The organism is Leifsonia sp. Soil_N53, from assembly GCF_057655165.1.
Genome location: NZ_JBDGMM010000049.1, coordinates 1 through 19,036, shown reverse-complemented (window position 1 = coordinate 19,036; position 19,036 = coordinate 1). Strand labels below are relative to the sequence as shown.

At 71.2% G+C, this 19,036-nt stretch carries 19 protein-coding genes and 1 tRNA gene; 9 read left to right on the top strand and 11 right to left on the bottom strand.

What is annotated here, in order from left to right:
- Positions 1 to 1,231: 1,231 nt before the first annotated feature.
- Positions 1,232 to 1,954, top strand: a complete 723-nt coding sequence (locus tag AC3A3H_RS06950; RefSeq protein ID WP_487613821.1) for a glycosyltransferase family 2 protein — start codon at positions 1,232 to 1,234, stop codon at positions 1,952 to 1,954.
- A gap of 237 nt (positions 1,955 to 2,191) precedes the next feature.
- On the opposite strand, the gene AC3A3H_RS06945 is transcribed toward AC3A3H_RS06950, so the two are convergent.
- Positions 2,192 to 2,263 (bottom strand) — tRNA-Arg (locus AC3A3H_RS06945).
- A gap of 33 nt (positions 2,264 to 2,296) precedes the next feature.
- Positions 2,297 to 2,794, bottom strand: coding sequence for an HNH endonuclease (locus AC3A3H_RS06940; protein ID WP_487613820.1), 498 nt, complete (start codon positions 2,792 to 2,794; stop codon positions 2,297 to 2,299).
- A gap of 23 nt (positions 2,795 to 2,817) precedes the next feature.
- On the opposite strand from AC3A3H_RS06940, the gene AC3A3H_RS06935 reads away from it, so the two are divergent.
- Positions 2,818 to 3,018: a hypothetical protein gene (locus AC3A3H_RS06935; protein ID WP_487613819.1), complete on the top strand. Its 201-nt coding sequence runs from the start codon at positions 2,818 to 2,820 to the stop codon at positions 3,016 to 3,018.
- Between the two features lie 155 nt (positions 3,019 to 3,173).
- Here AC3A3H_RS06935 and AC3A3H_RS06930 read toward each other — a convergent pair whose 3' ends face one another.
- Positions 3,174 to 4,100 carry a C40 family peptidase gene (locus tag AC3A3H_RS06930; RefSeq protein ID WP_487613818.1) on the bottom strand — a complete coding sequence of 309 codons (927 nt, stop codon included), beginning with the start codon at positions 4,098 to 4,100 and terminating at the stop codon, positions 3,174 to 3,176.
- 223 nt (positions 4,101 to 4,323) lie between these two features.
- Positions 4,324 to 5,013 carry an iron-dependent transcriptional repressor DtxR gene (locus tag AC3A3H_RS06925; protein ID WP_487613817.1) on the bottom strand — a complete coding sequence of 230 codons (690 nt, stop codon included), beginning with the start codon at positions 5,011 to 5,013 and terminating at the stop codon, positions 4,324 to 4,326.
- 133 nt (positions 5,014 to 5,146) lie between these two features.
- Between AC3A3H_RS06925 and serC the strand changes: the two genes are divergently transcribed.
- Positions 5,147 to 6,262, top strand: coding sequence for a phosphoserine transaminase (gene serC, locus AC3A3H_RS06920; RefSeq protein WP_487613816.1), 1,116 nt, complete (start codon positions 5,147 to 5,149; stop codon positions 6,260 to 6,262).
- A 47-nt stretch (positions 6,263 to 6,309) separates the two neighbouring features.
- A complete protein-coding gene (locus AC3A3H_RS06915; RefSeq protein WP_487613815.1) occupies positions 6,310 to 6,555 on the top strand; it encodes a DUF2530 domain-containing protein in 246 nt (81 codons plus the stop codon).
- Here the strand turns inward: AC3A3H_RS06915 and AC3A3H_RS06910 are convergent.
- Positions 6,499 to 7,392: a DUF3027 domain-containing protein gene (locus AC3A3H_RS06910; protein WP_487613814.1), complete on the bottom strand. Its 894-nt coding sequence runs from the start codon at positions 7,390 to 7,392 to the stop codon at positions 6,499 to 6,501. The genes AC3A3H_RS06915 and AC3A3H_RS06910 overlap by 57 nt on opposite strands.
- An 82-nt stretch (positions 7,393 to 7,474) precedes the next feature.
- Positions 7,475 to 7,855 carry a cold-shock protein gene (locus tag AC3A3H_RS06905; RefSeq protein ID WP_185276707.1) on the bottom strand — a complete coding sequence of 127 codons (381 nt, stop codon included), beginning with the start codon at positions 7,853 to 7,855 and terminating at the stop codon, positions 7,475 to 7,477.
- Positions 7,856 to 7,908: 53 nt separating this feature from the next.
- Between AC3A3H_RS06905 and AC3A3H_RS06900 the strand changes: the two genes are divergently transcribed.
- Genes AC3A3H_RS06900 through AC3A3H_RS06890 form a run of 3 tightly spaced genes read left to right on the top strand, consistent with a single transcriptional unit; the run spans position 7,909 to position 11,758 of the window.
- Entirely contained in the window at positions 7,909 to 8,196 is a 288-nt protein-coding gene (locus AC3A3H_RS06900) for a hypothetical protein (protein ID WP_487613813.1), read from the top strand.
- Between the two features lie 22 nt (positions 8,197 to 8,218).
- The gene (locus AC3A3H_RS06895) at positions 8,219 to 10,108 is read left to right on the top strand and encodes a helicase-associated domain-containing protein (protein ID WP_487613812.1); all 1,890 of its coding nucleotides are present in this window, start codon (positions 8,219 to 8,221) and stop codon (positions 10,106 to 10,108) included.
- Between the two features lie 6 nt (positions 10,109 to 10,114).
- The gene (locus AC3A3H_RS06890; protein WP_487613811.1) at positions 10,115 to 11,758 is read left to right on the top strand and encodes a DNA repair helicase XPB; all 1,644 of its coding nucleotides are present in this window, start codon (positions 10,115 to 10,117) and stop codon (positions 11,756 to 11,758) included.
- Positions 11,759 to 11,771: 13 nt separating this feature from the next.
- Here AC3A3H_RS06890 and AC3A3H_RS06885 read toward each other — a convergent pair whose 3' ends face one another.
- The 4 genes from AC3A3H_RS06885 to AC3A3H_RS06870 are packed head-to-tail and all read right to left on the bottom strand — an operon-like array spanning position 11,772 to position 15,519.
- On the bottom strand, positions 11,772 to 12,644 hold the full coding sequence (locus AC3A3H_RS06885) for an aminoglycoside phosphotransferase family protein (protein ID WP_487613810.1): 873 nt from the start codon (positions 12,642 to 12,644) through the stop codon (positions 11,772 to 11,774).
- Positions 12,641 to 13,396 (bottom strand): pyrimidine reductase family protein, encoded by a 756-nt coding sequence (locus tag AC3A3H_RS06880; protein WP_487613809.1) that lies wholly within the window; start codon positions 13,394 to 13,396, stop codon positions 12,641 to 12,643. Before AC3A3H_RS06880 ends, AC3A3H_RS06885 begins: the two co-directional genes overlap by 4 nt.
- Positions 13,389 to 14,285 (bottom strand): dihydropteroate synthase, encoded by an 897-nt coding sequence (folP, locus tag AC3A3H_RS06875; protein ID WP_487613822.1) that lies wholly within the window; start codon positions 14,283 to 14,285, stop codon positions 13,389 to 13,391. The genes AC3A3H_RS06880 and folP overlap by 8 nt, the downstream gene beginning before the upstream one ends.
- A gap of 13 nt (positions 14,286 to 14,298) precedes the next feature.
- On the bottom strand, positions 14,299 to 15,519 hold the full coding sequence (locus AC3A3H_RS06870) for an NAD(P)/FAD-dependent oxidoreductase (protein ID WP_487613808.1): 1,221 nt from the start codon (positions 15,517 to 15,519) through the stop codon (positions 14,299 to 14,301).
- Positions 15,520 to 15,685: 166 nt separating this feature from the next.
- On the opposite strand from AC3A3H_RS06870, the gene AC3A3H_RS06865 reads away from it, so the two are divergent.
- The gene (locus AC3A3H_RS06865) at positions 15,686 to 16,378 is read left to right on the top strand and encodes a response regulator transcription factor (RefSeq protein WP_487613807.1); all 693 of its coding nucleotides are present in this window, start codon (positions 15,686 to 15,688) and stop codon (positions 16,376 to 16,378) included.
- A gap of 50 nt (positions 16,379 to 16,428) precedes the next feature.
- Positions 16,429 to 18,123 carry a sensor histidine kinase gene (locus AC3A3H_RS06860; RefSeq protein WP_487613806.1) on the top strand — a complete coding sequence of 565 codons (1,695 nt, stop codon included), beginning with the start codon at positions 16,429 to 16,431 and terminating at the stop codon, positions 18,121 to 18,123.
- Positions 18,124 to 18,165: 42 nt separating this feature from the next.
- Here AC3A3H_RS06860 and AC3A3H_RS06855 read toward each other — a convergent pair.
- On the bottom strand, positions 18,166 to 19,036 hold an 871-nt coding region (locus AC3A3H_RS06855), incomplete at its 5' end, for a hypothetical protein (RefSeq protein ID WP_487613805.1).

Genomic DNA, 19,036 nt, shown 5'->3' with positions numbered 1-19,036 from the left:
CACACCAGCACCAGCGCCCACAAGACGGGCGTGATGATCACCCCGAGAGATTCGAGCAGCAGGAGGACCCCGGCGGCCAGCACAATTGCTCCGAGGACGACCTGAACAGGCAACCGCTTCATGAGTTCCTGCCCCTTCCATCCGCGGGGCGAGCCCGATTGATCGAACCCCCTCTCAATAATTCAGCGTCAGAGGCGACGTCTGCGGGACCATGGTCCCTCGGATCGCGGCCGGATGGACGACGGGCCAGACGGCAGCTGTTCGACTTGTCGGCCGAGCTGTGGACGACGACACGTCCGGTGTCGCGGATCCGGGTCACGTGGCTTCGACGTCTTCTAGGGACGAGCGTGACTTCCGCCCGAACGGGCTGAACCCGCCGATGTCTCCGGTGCACCGTGGTCCGAGTGATCCTGCGACCCCTTCGGCTGGTCCTGAGCTTCCGGGGCTTCCGGAGCTTCCGTGGCGTCCGAGCTCGGTCCGGTCGTCGGCTTCACCGAGTTCTCAGGGCCGTGGCCGGCGGAATGTCCGGGCGCTACGACGGCAGCGCAGTAGGCCGTGATCGCGTCCGCACCTCCGGCCGCCTTCGCAAGAGTTGCATACGCGACCGACGCCTGGTCGAGACCACCGTGCTCGAAGGCGGTGCACAGGCCGTGCGCCGCCGGCCCGGACGCGTCAGGACCAACCGGATCTGTTGGGCTAGGCGCGGGTGTGTCGGTGGGAGACGAGGTGCCACTGGGCTTCGGCGTTGCCATAGCGTCGTCAGTGGGCTTCGCGGTCGGCGCGCCGATGATCGAATGCGCCTCGTCCTGGAGCCCCCCAGGGAGCGTCCCTGTGTATGCGGCTGCCGCGGCGCCTCCGACCGTCAGGGTTCCAAGGGCGACGACCGCGACTGCGAGCTTACTGCCGAGGAGCGTAGTGATGAATGGCATCCGTTGACTTCTCCTGGTCTCGGTTGGTGCGCGGAACGAGCAAGAGCAGCCGTCATCGGGCGTCGCGGCCAGCAATCAGGATCGTGTTCTCGGTGTGGAGCAGACAAGTCCCCGTCCGAGGCACGCGCTCGGAGGGCAGCGCGTGTCGGTCCGAAGATGATGGAGGAGGAGTAGGTTCGGCCTTGAGCGGCAGTCCCTGCGCCTCCTCAGGGTGGTGTATTCAATCGCGTCGGCGAGTGGCGACTGACGATGCGAGGTGCAATCATGACGAATCCCCTGCCGGCTGCATACCCCTCGTTTCGATGGTGATCCCGTGTCTGAATGATGCCGCGATGCTCGCGCGGTGTCTGGAATCGCTCACCGCCCAGACGGCGCAGGCGTTCGAGGTGATCGTCGTCGACGGCGGCAGCTCCGACGGCAGCCGGGACGTCGCCGCGCGGGCCGGCGCTCGTGTGATCATCGCCACAGGCGGGATCCCCGATGCGACGGCTGCCGGGCTGGATGCCGCCCGCGGGGACATCCTGGCGCGCATCGACACCGACTCGCGCCCCTCCCCCGACTGGCTGCAGCGCATCTGTGAAGACTTCGCGTCGCCCGGTTCGTGGAGCGCGGTCACCGGCACCGGCCGGTTCTACGGAACCAACGCGCTTCTCGCGTGGGCGGGCCGGGTTCTTTACCTCGGCGGCTACTTCCACGTCGTCGGCCCGATGCTGGGCCACCCTCCCTTGTTCGGTTCGAACTTCGCAATCCGTCGCGAGGCCTGGTCGCGGATGAGCCCCCTCGTCCACCGCGGCCGCAGGGACATCCACGACGACTCCGACCTCAGCATCCAACTCGAGCCCGACATGACTGTGATGTACGACCCGACCCTCGTCGTGGGCGTCTCAGGGCGTCAGCTCGGGTCGTGGCGATCTTTTCGACGGCACATCGCGTGGTCCGTCAACACGTTCGCGGTCAACCGGCACGTGATGACGCTCCGAGAGCGGCGGCGACGTCGACGCGAGTGGCGGCGGGGTGAGGACTGAATCCGGGCGCGACTGGGTTCTTTTGAAATGGGGCGTCGCTCCGACGCATGCCGCTGACTGCATCGCCGCGTCATTTGGAGTGATCAAATGAGGGCGATTGAGATCACCAGAGATCTCTTAGAGTTTCTTAGAGTTTTTCGACGTCTCTGTGGGCAAATTGTGGGCAAAAACAAAAATGGCCGATTTTCGTATCATCGAAAATCGGTTCTGACCAGCTATTTCATTGCACCCTAAAGGTGCCCCTGGAGGGACTCGAACCCCCAACCTTCTCCTTAGGACGGAGCAGCTCTTCCATTGAGCTACAGAGGCCAGCGCGTTAAGCCTAGCGGAGCCCGCGTGGGGTCAGGCCGCGATGCCCAGGTAGTTCTGCCAGTCCGCTTGGCCGCCCTCGACGCCGCGGACCACCCAGGAGCTGTCGTGGGGGGCGCGGGGGGTGAGCTTCAGGGTCCAGCCCATCTCGGCCGGGGTGCGGTCGCCTTTTACGTTGTTGCAGCGCAGGCAGCACGCCACCAGGTTCTCCCAGCTGTCCGCGCCGCCGCGGGAGCGCGGCAGGACGTGGTCGATCGTCGTCGCTGTCTTGCCGCAGTAGCCGCAGCGGTGGCTGTCGCGGCGGAGCACACCGCGGCGGGACACCGGCACCTGCCGGCCGTGCGGGATGCGCACGTAGCGGGTGAGCAGGATCACCGACGGGCGGTCGTAGCGGCCGGAGATGCTCCAGACCGGGTGGGCAGCGTCGCTGGAGAGCACCGTGGCCTTCTGATTCATCACCAGGACGATCGCGCGCTTGAAGGAGACGACTGCGAGGGGCTCGTAGCCGGCGTTGAGGACCAGGGTCTTCATCTGCGTCCTTTCGGGTGCGCTCGGTGAACACGGATCGGGGAAACAAAAAGGGCACTGTCCGAACGGACAGCGCCCTGGAAGACGGCGGCATGGTGGCGGCACACCACATGGTGGCGGTGGCAGGCCTCGACATGGTGGCGGCAGGCGAGGAAGTCGCGGTGGCGCGGCAGCAGCTCGCGCCCGGCTCCGAGGCCGCAACCGACCGCAGTGGTCACCCTCGGTGACCGCACGGTGGTCGACTCGGCCATCGGATGCTCCGATCTGCACGGCTGCCTGGCAGTGCGCCAGGGCAACAGAGTAACGCAGAAATGGCGCGCCACCTATTCGTGGCGCGCCATCGCTCCTCGGCGAACCGCAGTGTTAACCGCGGGTTCGGCTGTCAGATACCGAGCCGGACGACGTAGTAGTCGCTGGTCCAGATCGGACGGATGGAGATGGAGCGGCCCGAGTCCGGGGCGTCCATGATGTTGCCGTTGCCGGCGTAGAAGCCGATGTGGCCCGGCATCACGATCAGGTCGCCCGGCTGGGCGTCGTTGATCGAGATCTTCGTGCCGCGCGCGGCCTGCCCCGACACCGAGTGCGGGAGGGAGATGCCGAACTGGGCGTAGACGTACATGACGTAGCCCGAGCAGTCGAAGCCGGCGGGGCTGTCGCCGCCGTAGACGTACGGCGTGCCGATGTACTGCTTCGCCACCGAGAACACCTGCGCGAGGCTGAAGCTCGGGTAGGGCGGGTTGGCCAGGAAGTCGGACACCGACGGGCCGGAGAAGCTGGCGTAGTTCGCCAGGGACACCGCCGCGCGCTGGCGGGCGGCCTCGGCGGCCGCCGCGGCCTTCTGCGAGTCGAGCTGCTGCTGGCTGGTCGCTGTGGCGGCGTCGCGGCTGACCGCGGCGGCGCTCACGCCCTCGCCGACGGCGACGGACTGCGCCTGCGCCTTCTTCATGCTGTCGGCAGCGCTCGGGCCGAAGCCCGCAGACTCCGCGCCGTTCGGGTTGAACGCGAACGCGGGGAGCGACATCGTCGCGATGATGCCGGTAGCCACGGTGATGACGCCGACGTTGAGGATCCAGCCGCCCTTGCGCTTGGCGGCCGGCTTGGGCTCGGCGGCGGCGGGCTTGGCAGCCGCGGGCTTGGCAGCCGCGGGCCGGGACGGGGTGGCGGCGGCCGGAGCCTTCGCCGCGCGGAGCGACCGTCGGGAGACGACGTGCGAAGCGGCGGGCGCAGTGGCCGGCGACGTCGAAGAGAGGGAATCCGGGTCCTGAGGGGACCGGTCCTGGGCGGGACCGGGCGTGTCAGAGTGTGCCAAAGTGCAACCTCCTGCGCTCCGGCAGCACTAGGGGGCTGCCCCCGTCCGATGCGATAGGCATTCGGCGTCACCGGCCGGGAGACGGGCTTGAGGGGGGTTGGAGCGTCCCGGTCGGGGTCCTGATGGGCCGGCTTCTGGCCCGTTCGAACTCGTTAGAGACTACGGGACCACCCGGCATTTGTCACATCTTTTGACGCACTCTTTAACGAATCGGTAACGAAGATCAGGCGTCGACGAAGATGTGCGCCGCGAGCTCGTTGGGGAGCTCGAGGCCGGTGTCGAAGCCGTCGACCTGCACGGAGACGTACGAGCCCGCCGCGGCGAAAGTGCCGGTGGAGCCGGGAAAAACGCCGGCCTGCTTGAGCTGGAGCAGCAGCTCGGGGTCGACCTGCGCAGGCTCGCCCAGGCGGCGGATTCTGGCAGTCACCTCCGAATCGGACTCCCGGACGGCGTCGACGAGGTTCACGAGGTTGGCGGTGGAGGCCGCGTCCGGCGCGCCGAGCTCGCCGAGCCCCGGGATGGGATTGCCGTACGGCGACTCGGTCGGGTGGCCGAGCATGGTGATCAGCTTGCGCTCCACCTGCTCGCTCATGACGTGCTCCCAGCGGCAGGCCTCTTCGTGGACGTACTCCCACTCGAGCTCGATGACGTCGCTGAGCAGCCGCTCGGCCAGACGGTGCTTGCGCATGACGTGCACGGCCTTCCTGCGGCCGTCGTCGGTGAGCTCCAGATGGCGGTCTCCGGAGACCACCACGAGGCCGTCGCGCTCCATGCGGCCGACGGTCTGCGAGACGGTCGGGCCCGAGTGGCCGAGACGCTCGGAGATGCGCGCACGCAGCGGGACGATGTTGTCCTCCTCCAGCTCCAGGATGGTGCGAAGGTACATCTCTGTCGTGTCGATCAGGTCGGTCATGAATCCCTCCCGTGCGGGCGCGCGAATGTCGCGTACGAGCCTACTTGCTGCAGGTGACGGGGAGGTGACGGCGCCCCGCTCGCGGGCGACTCCACGGCCGTCCGTGCAATGCAACAGCCAATAGACTTCAGTTATGCCGGACGTGACGATCCCCACCGACCTCCTGCCCGCCGACGGACGATTCGGCTGCGGCCCGTCCAAGGTCCGCCCGGAGCAGGTCGCGTACCTGGCAGGCCCCGGCGCCGAGCTGCTCGGCACCTCCCACCGGCAGGCGCCGGTCAAGAACCTGGTCGGCCGGGTCCGTTCGGGGCTCGGCGAGCTCTTCCGCCTGCCCGACGGCTACGAGGTCGTCATCGGCAACGGCGGCTCGACCGCGTTCTGGGACGCCGCGGCGTTCTCCCTCATCGAGGAGCGCAGCCAGAACCTCGTCTTCGGCGAGTTCGGCGGCAAGTTCGCGAAGGCGGCGCAGACCCCGTGGCTGCAGGCACCGCAGGTGATCGAAGCGCCGGCAGGGTCGCGCGCCGAGGCGGAGGCCGTGGCCGGCGTCGACGTCTACGCCTGGCCCCACAACGAGACTTCCACCGGCGTGATGGCGCCGGTGAAGCGCGTGAACGGCGACGCGGGCGCGCTCACCGTCATCGACGCGACGAGCGCGGCGGGCGGCGTGGATGTCGACATCGCCGAGACCGACGTCTACTACTTCGCGCCGCAGAAGAACTTCGCCTCCGACGGCGGCCTCTGGCTCGCGCTGTTCTCCCCCGCCGCCATCGAGCGGGTGGAGCGGATCGCCGCGAGCGGCCGCTACATCCCAGAGTTCCTCAGCATCAAGAACGCGATCGACAACTCGCGGCTCGACCAGACGTTGAACACCCCGGCCGTCGCGACGCTGGTGCTGCTGGAGAACCAGCTGGAGTGGATGAACGGCAACGGCGGTCTCGCCTGGGCCGACGCCCGTACGAAGGAGTCGTCGGACGCGCTCTACGCGTGGGCCGAGGGCGTCGACTACGCCACGCCGTTCGTCGCGGACCCCGCGCACCGGTCGCAGGTGGTCGTCACGATCGACTTCGACGACCGGATCGACGCGGCGGCGGTCGCCAAGACGCTCCGCACGAACGGGATCGTGGACACCGAGCCGTACCGCAAGCTCGGCCGCAACCAGCTGCGCGTCGCGACCTTCACGGCCATCGAGCCGGCGGATGTCCGCGCGCTGATCGGCTGCGTCGAGTACGTGGTCGAGCGGCTGGGCTGAGCCCGGCCGGACGAAACCGGGAGAGCCGGGAGAAGGGAGCGACGATCGTGCGGCTGTGGCTTCGCGACGACGAGCGCCGACCCGACCCGGTGCCCGTTCCCACGGACGACCGGCGGGCCGTGCTCGTCGGCATCGGACTCTGGGCGCTCGCGCTGATCCCGACGCTGATCTTCGCCGCTCCGATCACGGCCGCGGGCGGCGGCTGGTGGATCTGGACGGTCGTCGTCGGGATCGCGCTAGGCCTGCTCGGCTTCGCCTACCTCAGCGTCACCCGCGCCCGCAGGCGCCGCTGAGTCGCTGACGGGATCAGCATCATCCGGCTCGGCGTCATCAGGGTCGGCGTCATCCGGCTCCGAGTCGTCGGCGAGCGCCGCGGCCTCCTCGGTCGCGAGGTCGAGCTCGGTGTCGACGTCGGTGTCCTCGTCGAACCCGACGTCGACCGAGTCGATGTCGACACCGTCGACGTCGTCGTCACCGTGGAGGTCGTGGATGTCGCGGTCGTCGTCGGCCTCGGCGTCGTCGGACTCGTCGTCGTAGTCGCCGTCCTCGTCCTCGTCCTCGTCCTCGTCGTAGGCGTCTTCATCATCGTCGCCTTCGTCGTCGCCCTCGGCGCCGGCCGTCTCCGCCTCGGCGGCGAGCGCCTCCTGGGCGGCCTGGTACTCGGCGAGGCGCTCCGACCACGGCACCCAGTCGGGAGCGAGCAGCGAGTCCTCGCCGGGCATCAGCTCGGCCTCGAGCACGGTGGGCTGGGCGTCGTCGTCGGCGCGGCCGACCGTGACGGTCCAGTGCCAGCCCGGATAGCCGGGAAGTGCCGCGGCGAACTGCAGCGAGACCGCGCCGGCGGACTCCACGACGTGGCCGATGGGCTCGCCGATGGTGCTCTCCGGCGTGATCTCGGCGAGCGCCGCCCGCGCGAGCGGGAGAGCGGCGAGGAGGTCGGAGACGTCCTCCGCGCTCAGTGGCGCGCCGGTGTCCGCCGGCTCAGCCGCGGTCGCCTCGGCGTCGGTCAGCTCAGCGGCCGCCGCCTCAGCGGCCGTCGCCTCAGCGTCGGCCGCCTGAGCGTCCGTCACTTCAGCACCGGCCACCTCAGCGTCCGCCACCTCAGCGTCGGCCGCCTGAGCGTCCGTCACCTCAGTACCGTTCGCCTCAGCACCGTTCGCCTCAGCGCCAGTCGCCTCAGCGGCCGTCTCGGGCTCCTCCGTGCTCGGATCCTCAGGCATCCAGATCGTCCGCAACCCGGCGCAGCACCGCCGCGATCTTGGCGCCGTGCGCCTTGTCCGGGTACTTGCCGCGGCGCAGGTTGGCGCCGATGCCGTCGAGAAGCTTCACGAGGTCTTCGACGATGATCGCCATGTCGTCGGCCGACTTGCGCTTCATCTTCACCAGGCTCGGGGGCGCCTCCAGCACGCGCACGGAGAGCGCCTGGGCGCCGCGCTTGCCGTCGGCGATGCCGAACTCGAGCCGCGACCCGGCTTTCACGACGGCGCCGGCGGGCAGCGCCGAAGCGTGCAGGAAGACCTCCTGGCCGTCATCGGTGGCGATGAAGCCGAAGCCCTTCTCCTCGTCGTAGAACTTGACCTTGCCGGTCGGCATGGGAACCTCACTTCTGGGGGATCGAATGACCAACCTCAATTATCCTTGATTTCGTGACCTCGCAGACCCCGCCGCCCGCATCCCGGCTCCAACGCGTCCTCTCGTACATCGTCGCGGCGCTCGTCGTCGTGTCGCTGGTGTGCATCGCGGCCATCCTGATCGGGTCCGCCGTCGGCGGGATGCCCGCCCAGGGTTCCGGTCAGGGGGTGTGGCCTGCGGTGTTCGTCCTGCCCCTCATCGCGCTCCCGATCGCGTTCGTCCTGCTGATCACGCTCATCATCGTCACCGGCCGCCAGCGCAGCCGGGCAGCGAAGGCCGCCGGCCCCAAGGACCGGCGCTGACCTCCCGCTCCGGGCCGGCGAGATGACGACCACGCTCGCCCTGGCGGCGCGGTTGCGCGCCCTGCCGGACGACGAGCTCGCGGCGCTGCTGCGGGCCCGCCCGGTGCGCCGCGTGGGCATCTCCGACTTCTTCGACCTCGCGGAGGCTCTCCTCGACCCGGAGTCGGTGCAGCGGGCGCTCGCGCCGCTCGACCGCCTGCGGCTCTGCACGCTCGCCGTGCTCGGTCGCTCCGGCGAGGCCAGGAGCCCCGAGTGGATCGCCGCCCGGCTCGGCGAGCACGCCGCGACCGCCGATGCCATGGTCGCGGCGGTCCGCGACGCAGTGGACGCGCTCGCCCGGCTCGCCCTCGTGCATCCTGCGGACGACGATGCCACGCCCGACGGCACCGCGCCGTACGACGCCGTGACCGCGCGGCTCGAGACCTGGCCGGAGCTCGGCCTCCCCGCACCGTCCGCCCTGCTCGACACGCCACCGCCGGCCGTTCCCGGCCCGCTCACGCCCGGCGACCTCGCCGCCTCCGACCGGCTCGCTGCCGAGCGCGCCTTCGAGGCGGTGGCCGGCGTCTCCGAGCTCCTGACCGAGCTGGGGCGGGAGGGCGCGCGCGAGCTGCAGAAGGGCGGCCTCGCGCTCCCGGCCGCCAAACGGCTCGCCGAGGCCCTCGCGGTGGAGTCCGCGATCGTCCCGGTCGCGCTGTCCGTGGCCGCCAGTGCGGGGCTGGCGGCGGTCGCGGACGGGGTCTGGCTGCCGACCGCGGCGGCCTCCGGCTGGCAGCACGCGACGACGGCGGACCGCTGGCGCGACCTCGCCGCCTCCTGGCTCGGCGGCCTCCCGAGCGACCTCCCGCGCGACCTCCGTGCGCTGCTGCTCGCACGCAGCCGGAGGCCGTGGGGCGCCTCGCTGCGCGCCCACATCGCCTGGCTACACCCGGCGGCGGTCGCGGAGACCGAAGAGCGCGTCGACCGGCACCTCCGGGAGGCCGAATGGCTCGGCGTCGCCGCGGGCGGGGCTCCCGGCAGCGCGGGCGCCGCACTCCTGGAGTCGGGGCCGGCGGAGGCGACCGCGGCGATGGTCGCGCACTTCCCCGCCGAGGTGTCGCAGGTCTACCTGCAGCACGACCTGACGGTGATCTCCCCCGGCCCGCTCGCCCCCGAGGTGGAGGCCCGGCTGCGCACGATGGCCGACCTGGAGAGCCGGGCGCTGGCGTCCACCTTCCGGTTCTCCGCCGCCTCCATCGACCGCGCGGTGACCGCCGGGGAGACCGCGGCCAGCATCCACGACTTCCTCGCCGCTGTCTCGCTCACCGGCGTGCCGCAGCCGCTGGACTATCTGATCGCGGACGCGGTCGAGCGCCACGGGCGTGTGCGGGTGCGCGACGCCGACGGGGACACCGACGGAAAGGCGCTGGTGCGCTCCGACGACGCCACCCTGCTCGGCACGATCGCGGTCGACCAGTCGCTGTCGTCGCTGCGGCTGCTGCGCGCAGACGAGCGGACGCTCGTCAGCCGGTTCCCGCGCGACGTGGTCTTCTGGGCGCTCAGCGACGCCCGCTACCCGGTGGTCGCCGAGGACGCCTCCGGAGCGCTCGTGACGCCGCAGCGCCGGAGGATCGCGGAGCGGAGTGCGCCCGTCGCGCCGCGGGATCCGGCGGCGGAGCTCGTCGCCCGGCTCCGGGACGCGGACGCCTCCGACGAGGACACCGGCGAGCAGTGGCTCGCCCGTCAGCTCGACCAGGCCGTGCGCGCGCGGCAGACCGTGGTCGTGCAGGTCGCGATGCCGGACGGCCGGCTGGTCGACTACCTGCTGGAGCCGACCGGCATCGGCGGGGGCCGGCTGCGCGGCCGTGACCGAGCGGCGGACATCGAGCGGACCCTGCCGCTCTCCAGCGTCAAGGGGCTGCGCAGCGTAGACTGAGCGGTCATGTCCGATGGCCCCCTGATCGTCCAGAGCGACCGCACCGTCCTGCTCGAGGTCGCGCACCCAGCGGCGGAGGACGCCCGGCACGACCTCGCCGTCTTCGCCGAGCTGGAGCGCGCGCCCGAGCACATCCACACCTACCGGATCACACGCCTCGGCCTGTGGAACGCCCGCGCCGCCGGGCACACCGCGGAGGACATGCTCGGGACGCTGGAGAAGTACTCCAAGTTCCCGATCCCGCAGACGGTGACGGTGGACGTCTCCGAGACCGTCGCCCGCTACGGCCGCCTGGTCATCGAACGCGACGAGGAGGGCACGCTGCTGCTGCAATCCTCCGACCGGCCGGTGCTGCTGGAGGTCGCGACGGCCAAGCGCATCGCCCCGCTGCTGCTGGAGCGCCGCGACGAGACCACCTTCACCGTGGAGGCCTGGGCGCGCGGCCAGCTCAAGCAGGAGCTGGTCAAGCTCGGCTGGCCCGCGGAGGACCTCGCCGGCTACACCCCCGGCACCCCGCACCCGATCGAGCTGGACGAGAGCGGCTGGGCGCTGCGCGACTACCAGCGCAAGGCCGTCAGCAACTTCTTCGACGGCGGGTCCGGCGTCGTAGTACTCCCCTGCGGCGCGGGCAAGACGCTGGTCGGCGCCGGGGCGATGGCCACGGCGAAGACCACCACGCTCATCCTGGTGACCAACACGGTGTCCGCGCGGCAGTGGCGGGATGAGCTGCTGAAGCGCACCTCTCTCACCGCGGAGGAGATCGGCGAGTACTCGGGCCAGGTGAAGGAGATCAAGCCGGTCACGATCGCGACCTACCAGATCCTCACCGCTAAGCGGAAGGGCGAGTACGCGCACCTGGCGCTGCTCGATGCGCTGGACTGGGGGCTGGTCGTGTACGACGAGGTGCACCTGCTGCCCGCGCCGGTGTTCAAGCTGACGGCCGACCTCCAGGCCCGACGCCGCCTCGGCCTCACCGCGACGCTGGTGCGCGAGGACGGCCGGGAGGGCGACGTGTTCAGCCTGATCGGCCCGAAGCGTTTCGACGCGCCGTGGAAGGAGATCGAGTCGCAGGGCTTCATCTCCCCCGCCTCCTGCTTCGAGGTGCGGATCGACCTGCCGGCCTCCGACCGGCTGAGCTACGCCGCGGCGGCCGACGACGAGCGCTACCGGCTCGCGGCGACCGCCCCGGCCAAGCTGGACGTCGTCCGGCAGCTCGTCGACCGGCACGCGGGCGAGCGCATCCTGGTGATCGGGCAGTACCTCGACCAGATCGACGAGCTCGCCGAAGCCCTCGGCGCGCCGCAGCTCACCGGCGCGACGCCGGTGGACGAGCGGGAGCGGCTGTACCAGGAGTTCCGCGAGGGGACGACACCGGTGCTGGTGGTCAGCAAGGTGGCGAACTTCTCGGTCGACCTCCCGGAGGCCACGGTCGCCATCCAGGTGTCCGGCTCGTACGGCTCGCGGCAGGAGGAGGCGCAGCGCCTCGGCCGGCTGCTGCGCCCGAAGCAGTCGGGGCTGTCGGCGAACTTCTACACGCTGGTGTCGCGCGACACGGTGGATCAGGACTTCGCGCAGAACCGGCAGCGGTTTCTGGCGGAGCAGGGGTACTCGTACACGATCCTCGACGCGCACGCGCTCGCGGCGGCGTAGCCTGCCGCCGACCTCAGACGCCGGGGTCGGCGGCGAGGCGGGCGAGGGTGCGGCGGGAGGGGGCGTCGTCCGGGCTGTCGCGGACGGTGATGAGCGCCTTCCAGAGCGCCCAGGCGCGCGCCCGCTGCTGGGTCGCGGCGTCCAGGCCGATCGCGTCCAGGAAGGCACGCCGGGCGTCGGCGTCGAACATCGTCCAGGCCGGCACCAGGTCGCACGCGGGGTCGCCGACCCCGGAGGTGCCGAAGTCGATGACGGCGGAGAGCCGCCCGTTCCGGACCAGGAGGTTACCCGGGGCCGCGTCGCCGTGCAGCCACACGCCCGGCCGCTCCCACTCCGACGCCTCGGCGGCGTCCCAGATCCGCCTCGCCAGCCGCGGGTCGATGTCCGGCGCGCCGGCGCGCATCGCCGCGAGCGCCTCTTCCCGGTAGACCCCTGGCGGGGCGCCACGGTAGAAGTTGTGACTCCCGGCCGCCGGGCCGCCGGTCGCGTCGACGCGTCGGAGCGCCGTCAGGAAGGCGCCGAGGTCGGCGGCCAGCGCGACGTCGTCCACGTCGCGCGCCAGCCCGAGCGGCGTGCCCGGCAGCCACCGGTAGATCGACCAGGCGAACGGGTAGCCCTCCCCCGGCACGCCCTGCGCGACAGGCTGCGGGATGGGCAACGGCAGCTGAGGAGCGAGCCGCGGCAGCCACTCGTGCTCCTTCGCCACCTGCTCGACATAGCCGCGCGCGCTCGGCAGGCGCACGCTGAGCCCGTCCCCGAGCCGGAAGGTCCGGTTGTCCCAGCCGTCCAGGTCCACCGGCCGCAGCGGCAGCGCGCGGTACTCCGGGAACTGGGCGTCGACCAGCCGGCGAACGAGCGCCGCGTCGATCGGGACGCGGTCGCTCACGCGCGCTTCACGTACCGCAGCAGCAGAGTGTCACCGGCACGCAGCACGTGAGCCAGCCGCATCCCCAGCGGGAGGATCGGCGCGGCGCCCGCCGCGATGCGGGAGGCGGCCCCGGCCTCCAGCGTCGAACCGACGGTCAGGCAGAGCTCGTCCACGACGCCCGTCGCGATCAGGTCGCCGAACAGGTGCGGGCCGCCCTCGCAGTGGATGCGGGTCAGGCCGCGTGCGATCAGCTTGTCCAGCAGCAGGGCGGGCTCCACTCGCACCTCGCCGCAGACCATGACGTCGGCGACCTCGGCGAGCGCCTCCCGGGTGTCCGCCCGGGAGAGCTCGGTCGTGACGATGATCGGCCGCTCGGGCGCGTCCCGGAAGATCGGGCTCTCCGGATCGAGGTCGAGGCTCGCCGAGACGATCGCGAACACGGGGTGCGCGGTCAGCCCCGAGTCGCGCCTCGTCCGCTGGGACAGCGCGTCCACGCGCATGGGGCCGTAGCCCTCCGCCCGCACGGTGCCCGCGCCGACCAGCACGACATCGCAGAGCCGGCGGAGGATGTCGAACACCCGGTGATCGGCGTCGTCGGAGAGCCCGCCGGAGAGTCCCTGGCGGGTGGCGGCGCCGTCGATGCTGGAGACGAAGTTGACGCGCAGCCACGGGTCCCCGGCCCCGTCGGAGTACAGCTCGGCGATCTGCCGGTCGCCGATCCCCTCCTCCGCCGGGAGCGGGAGGAGGCGGTCGATCGCCGCCTCACTCATTCACGTCGCCCATGTTGTGCCGGAGATAGGCCGGCTCGCGCAGCCCCAGGATGGCCTCCGTCATCCGGGCCGCGGCGACCGAGCCCGGCACGTCGTGCATCCGGATGATCCGGGCGCCGTTCACGATCGCGACGACCGCGGCGGCGATCGAGCCGTCCCGGCGCTCCGAGCGCGGGGCGTCCAGCGTCTCGCCGATGAAGTCCTTGTTCGAGACCGCGGCGAGGGTGGGATAGCCGAGGTCGGCGATCTCGGAGAGCCGCCGGGTGAGCTCCAGCGACTGCAGCGTGTTCTTGTTGAGGTCGTGACCGGGGTCGAGGATGATGCGCTCCTCCGGGACGCCCGCCGCAGCCGCGCGGTCGACCCGCTCGAGAAGGAAGTCCGCGACCTCCCGCGCGATGTCGTCGTACGTGGGCCGCGGGTAGAACGTGCGCGGGGCGGCCAGACTGTGCGTGAGCACGAGCGTGGCGTCGCTGTCCGCGACGACGCGGGCCAGGTCGGGGTCGCTGAGACCGGTGGTGTCGTTGATCACCGTCGCCCCGGCGGCGATGGCGCGGGCGGCCACCGACGCGTGGAAGGTGTCGACCGAGATCACGACGTCCGATCCGGCGCGCAGCTCGGCGACGACGGGCACCACCCGGTCGGCCTCCGCTTCCGGCGGGACGGGGGCGCCGGGCGCGAACGGCGCACCGCCGATGTCGACCCAGTCGGCGCCGGCCGCGACGGCGTCGAAGGCGGCGGCCACCGCCGCGTCCAACGCGAAGGTACGGCCCTGGTCGAAGAACGAGTCCGGCGTGCGGTTCACCACCGCCATGACGGCGACGCGGCGCGAGAAGTCGAAGGTGCGCGCGCCGATGACACGCACGGGGACGCGGAGCGGGGGCAGGTACATCGCGACGCCGGTCTCAGAGCTCTGCAAGGTCCACGCTCTCGTCGGTGAGCCGGTCGGGATCGATGGCCTCCCGGCCGCGAATCAGGCGCTGGATCTGCTCCTGCACGTCCCACACGTTGACGTTCATGCCGGCGACCACGCGGTCGTCGCGCAGCCAGAAGGCGATGAACTCGCGCGCGGACACGTCGCCGCGGAAGACGACCTTCGCGCCGGACGCCAGGGGTGCATAGCCGGAGTACTCCATGCCCAGATCGTATTGGTCGGAGTAGAAGTACGGGATGTCGTCGTAGCTCGCGTCCTCGCCCGCGATCGCGCGAGCGGCGACCGTGCCGCCCGCGATGGCGTTGGCCCAGTGCTCGTTGCGCAGGCGCTGCCCGATCGCGGGCAGCAGCGGGTTGGCCAGGTCGCCGACGGCGTAGACGTCCTCGACGGCGGTGCGCATGGCCTCGTCGGTGGGAACGCCGTTGTCGAGCGCGACGCCCGACTGCTCGGCGATCGAGGTGTTCGGCGCGGCGCCGACGCCGGCCACCACCACGTCCGCCGGGAGGCGCTCGCCCGTCGCCAGCACGACGACCTGCTCGTCGCCGCCCTCCACGGCGACGACATGCGCGGCGTTGCGGAAGACCACGCCGTTGTCGCGGTGCAGCGTCTCGAACACCGCGCCGAGCTCCGGTCCGATCGCGGGCCCCAGCGGCACGTGCGAGCGCCCGACGACGGTCACCTCGTTGCCGTAGCCGCGCGCCGCCGCGGCGACCTCCATGCCGATCCAGCCCGAGCCGACGACGACGACGCGCCGCGACCCGACCTCCAGAGCGGCGCGCAGCCACTGCGAGTCCTCGATGGTTCTCAGGGAGAAGACGGCGCCGTGCCCGCTGCCCGGGACGCCGAGCGGCCGGGCGTGCGACCCGGTCGCCAGCACCAGGCTGTCGTAGGTGATCCGGGCGCCGCCGGCCACGAAGAGCTCGTGCGCGCCCGGGTCGAACGACCCGGCGTCGGTCCCGGGCAAGAACTCCACGTCGTTGTCCGCGTACCAGTCGGCGGGCTTCACGTACGCCTCGTCCAGCTCGGAATCGCCCTTCAGGTACTCCTTGGACAGCGGCGGGCGGATGTAGGGAGGGTGCTCCTCCGCGCCGAGCAGCATGATGCGCCCCGCGAACCCGCGGGAGCGCAACTCGACGGCGGTCGTCGCCCCGGCGAGCCCTGCTCCGACGATGACCACGGTGGGATTCGACATGCCTGCTCCGATCGCTGGTCCTTTCAGCATCCACTGTTCATACGGCCCGCGCCAGCCCTCGCACTGCGCGCATGGTCGAACCGCACGGCCCGCACCTGCCGTTCGCACTCACCGCGCACCGTCGGCTCACAGGCAGAATTCAGCAGACGCGCAGATACTGTTTCGCATGAACGCAGGACCCCGCATTCTCATCGTCGACGACGAGCCGAACATCCGCGATCTCCTCACCACCAGCCTCCGCTTCGCCGGCTTCGCCGTGCGCGCGGTCGGCAACGGCGCGCAGGCGATCTCCGCGGTCCTCGAAGAGGAGCCAGACCTCATCATCCTCGACGTCATGCTCCCCGACATGAACGGCTTCGGCGTCACCAAGCGGCTGCGCGGCGCGGGCTACACCGCGCCCATCCTGTTCCTCACGGCGAAGGACGACACCGAGGACAAGATCACCGGCCTCACGGTCGGCGGCGACGACTACGTCACCAAGCCGTTCAGCCTCGACGAGATCGTGGCCCGCATCAAGGCCATCCTGCGCCGCACGATGCAGGCCGACGAGGACGCCGTGATCCGCGCGGGCGAGCTCACGATGGACCAGGACACCCACGAGGTCTACGTCGGCGAAACGCCCATCGAGCTCAGCCCGACCGAGTTCAAGCTGCTGCGCTACCTGATGCTCAACCCCAACCGCGTGCTGTCCAAGGCGCAGATCCTCGACCACGTCTGGGAGTACGACTTCAACGGCGACGCGGGCATCGTGGAGTCGTACATCTCGTACCTGCGCCGCAAGGTTGACGCGCACTCCAGCGAGCCGCTCATCCAGACCAAGCGCGGATTCGGCTACATGCTCAAGGCCGCCAAGGCGTGACCCCGGCGCACATCGTCGGCTCAGCAACGTCTGCATAGACTGACGGCCTGATGCACTCACGCCTGCTCGACCGCTGGAACGCGATCTCCCTCCGGACCAAGATCACCGGGGTGACCGTGCTCATGCTGACGCTCGGGCTGCTCGTGACCGGCATCGGGACGATGTCGATGCTGAAGCCGGTGCTGATCGACCAGCTGGATGCGCAGTTGTCTGCGGCGTCCGGGGCGACCTACGTCAACACGTATCTGTTCGGCTCGTCGGACAAGGACAAGATCGCCACCGACTCCAGCCCGTCGGACTACTTCGCCGCGCTGTACGACGCCAGCGGCAACCTGGTCAAGACGAACTGGAGCAACATCCCGTTCGCCCACCGCCCTGCGGTCCCCGAGAAGCTCACCCTGTCGGAGGCCAAGGCCCTGCCGGCCGGCGGCTTCTCGCTGTTGAGCAACGACGGGCACACGGCGTACCGCGCCCTGGCCACGACGCAGACCTTCGCGCAGACCGGTGAGCTCGCCACCGCGGTCGTGGCCACCACGACCAGTCAGATCGACACCGTGATGGCGAGCTTCCTGGCGATCTTCCTCGGCTTCGGCGTCATCGTCATCATCGTCGGCGCCGGCCTCACCCGGATGCTGGTGACGACGACGTTCTCGCCGCTGCAGGAGGTCGAACGGACCGCCGCCGCCATCGCCGACGGCGACTTCAGCCAGCGCCTCGGCGGCGCGACCCCGAACACCGAGGTCGGCCGGCTCAACCGCTCGCTCAACACCATGCTGAACCGCATCGACCGGGCGTTCAACGACCGTGCGCGCACGATCGACCAGATGCGCCGGTTCGTCGGCGACGCCTCCCACGAGCTGAGAACGCCGCTCGTCTCGGTACGCGGCTATGCCGAGCTGTACCGGATGGGTGCGTTGCAGACGCCCGAGGACGTCGCCCAGGCGATGGAGCGGATCGAGAAGGAGGCCATCCGGATGGGCCTCCTGGTCGAGGACCTCCTGGAGCTGGCGCGTCTCGACGAGACCAAGCCGCTCGACCTGCACCCCGTCGACCTGGTGCGTATCGCGCAGGACGCGGCGATGGACGCCATGGCGGGCGCCCCGGGCCGCCGCGTGACGGTGCTCACGCCCGCACCCGTGCTCGCCGAGCTGCAGGCCGGACCGCCGGAGCCCGGGCTCGACACCGTCCCGATGACACTCCCGGATGATCTGACGCGCCCGGCCGGCGCCACCGGCCCGATCGCCTTCGCCGGCTCGGCCCTCGCGCGTCTGCGCCGCGGCGGCCGCGGACGGCGCGGGACGACGGGCCAGCTCGCCGTCACGACGGCCGAGCACGTCGCCCTCGCCACGCCGCCCGCCGAGCCGGCGATCGTGATGGCGGAGGAGAACAAGCTCCGCCAGGTCGTCACGAACCTGATGGGCAACGCGCTCCGCTACACCCCGGAAGACAGCCCGATCGAGATCGCCGTGCAGGTCGACCACCGCACGGACCGCGCGCTGCTGGAGGTGCGCGACCACGGCGAGGGCATCCCGCCGCAGATCCGCGACAAGATCTTCCAGCGCTTCTGGCGCGCCGACACCTCGCGCGCCCGCGAGACCGGCGGCAGCGGCCTGGGCCTCGCCATCGTCTCCTCGATCCTCGCGGCCCACCACGGCACCGTGGAGGTCGTGGAGACCGACGGCGGCGGCGCGACCTTCCGGGTGTCCCTGCCGCTGGCCGGTCAGCAGGCCCGACCGCGCGCCTGACCCGCCGGGCATCGGCCGCCGGCTCGCAGCGGGGACGGCGCCTCACAGCCGGCCGGCCACCCACTCCACCACCGACGACGCCTGATCGTCGGAGCCCGTCACCGCCGCGAACTGGATCCAGGCGTCGCCCACCAGGGCGTCGACCACCGTCTCTGCGGGTGTCGAGCCGGCCGCATTCGTGTAGCGGACCAGCGTGGCGACCTCCGTGCCGCCGAGCTGGACCGTGCCGCCGCTGGCGTCCGGGTCGCTCACGACGAGACCGTGGTAGGTCGCGTAGGCGGCGGCCGCGTCGCGGAGCACCGAGACGGTGCCGATCAGGGACGACCCGGAGTCCCCGCCCTCGCGGTAGGCGCAGACGGTCGCGCCGGGGACGTCCTGGAGCGCGCTCTGCACGCCGAAGCTCCCGGCCGGGTCGAGCGTCGCGACGGACGACGGGCCGTAGACGCCGGCGACGGCCTTCAGCCACGCGGGGTCGCCGCACGACAGCGGCTTCCTCGGGGCGGGCGTGGCCGTCCGGGTGTCGATCGCAGCGACGGTCGGGACGAACGACTGGACGAGCGCGTGGAACGCCTTCTCGTCGATCGCGGAGGTGCCGCTGACGGCGTCCACCGCCAGCCAGGAACCGCCGACCAGGACGTTCGTGTGACAAGTGCTCCCGGTTCCGGTCGCCGCGTGCCCGCAGTCGCCGCCGCGCGAGTCGCCGCCGTCGTAGTGGGCGCCGTTGGCGGCGGACTCCGGATACTGCTCGGCCAGCCGCTGCCAGCTCGCCGCCGCGCGCGGCAGGACCTGCACCGACAGCAGGTGCATCGACTGTGAAGCGGCTGCCCCGGCCGAATCCGCCGGGTCGTCGCCCCAGCGGCACCAGCCGCCGCCGGCCGCCTGCGCGCCGAACGGCCCGCGCGCGGCCGGCGTC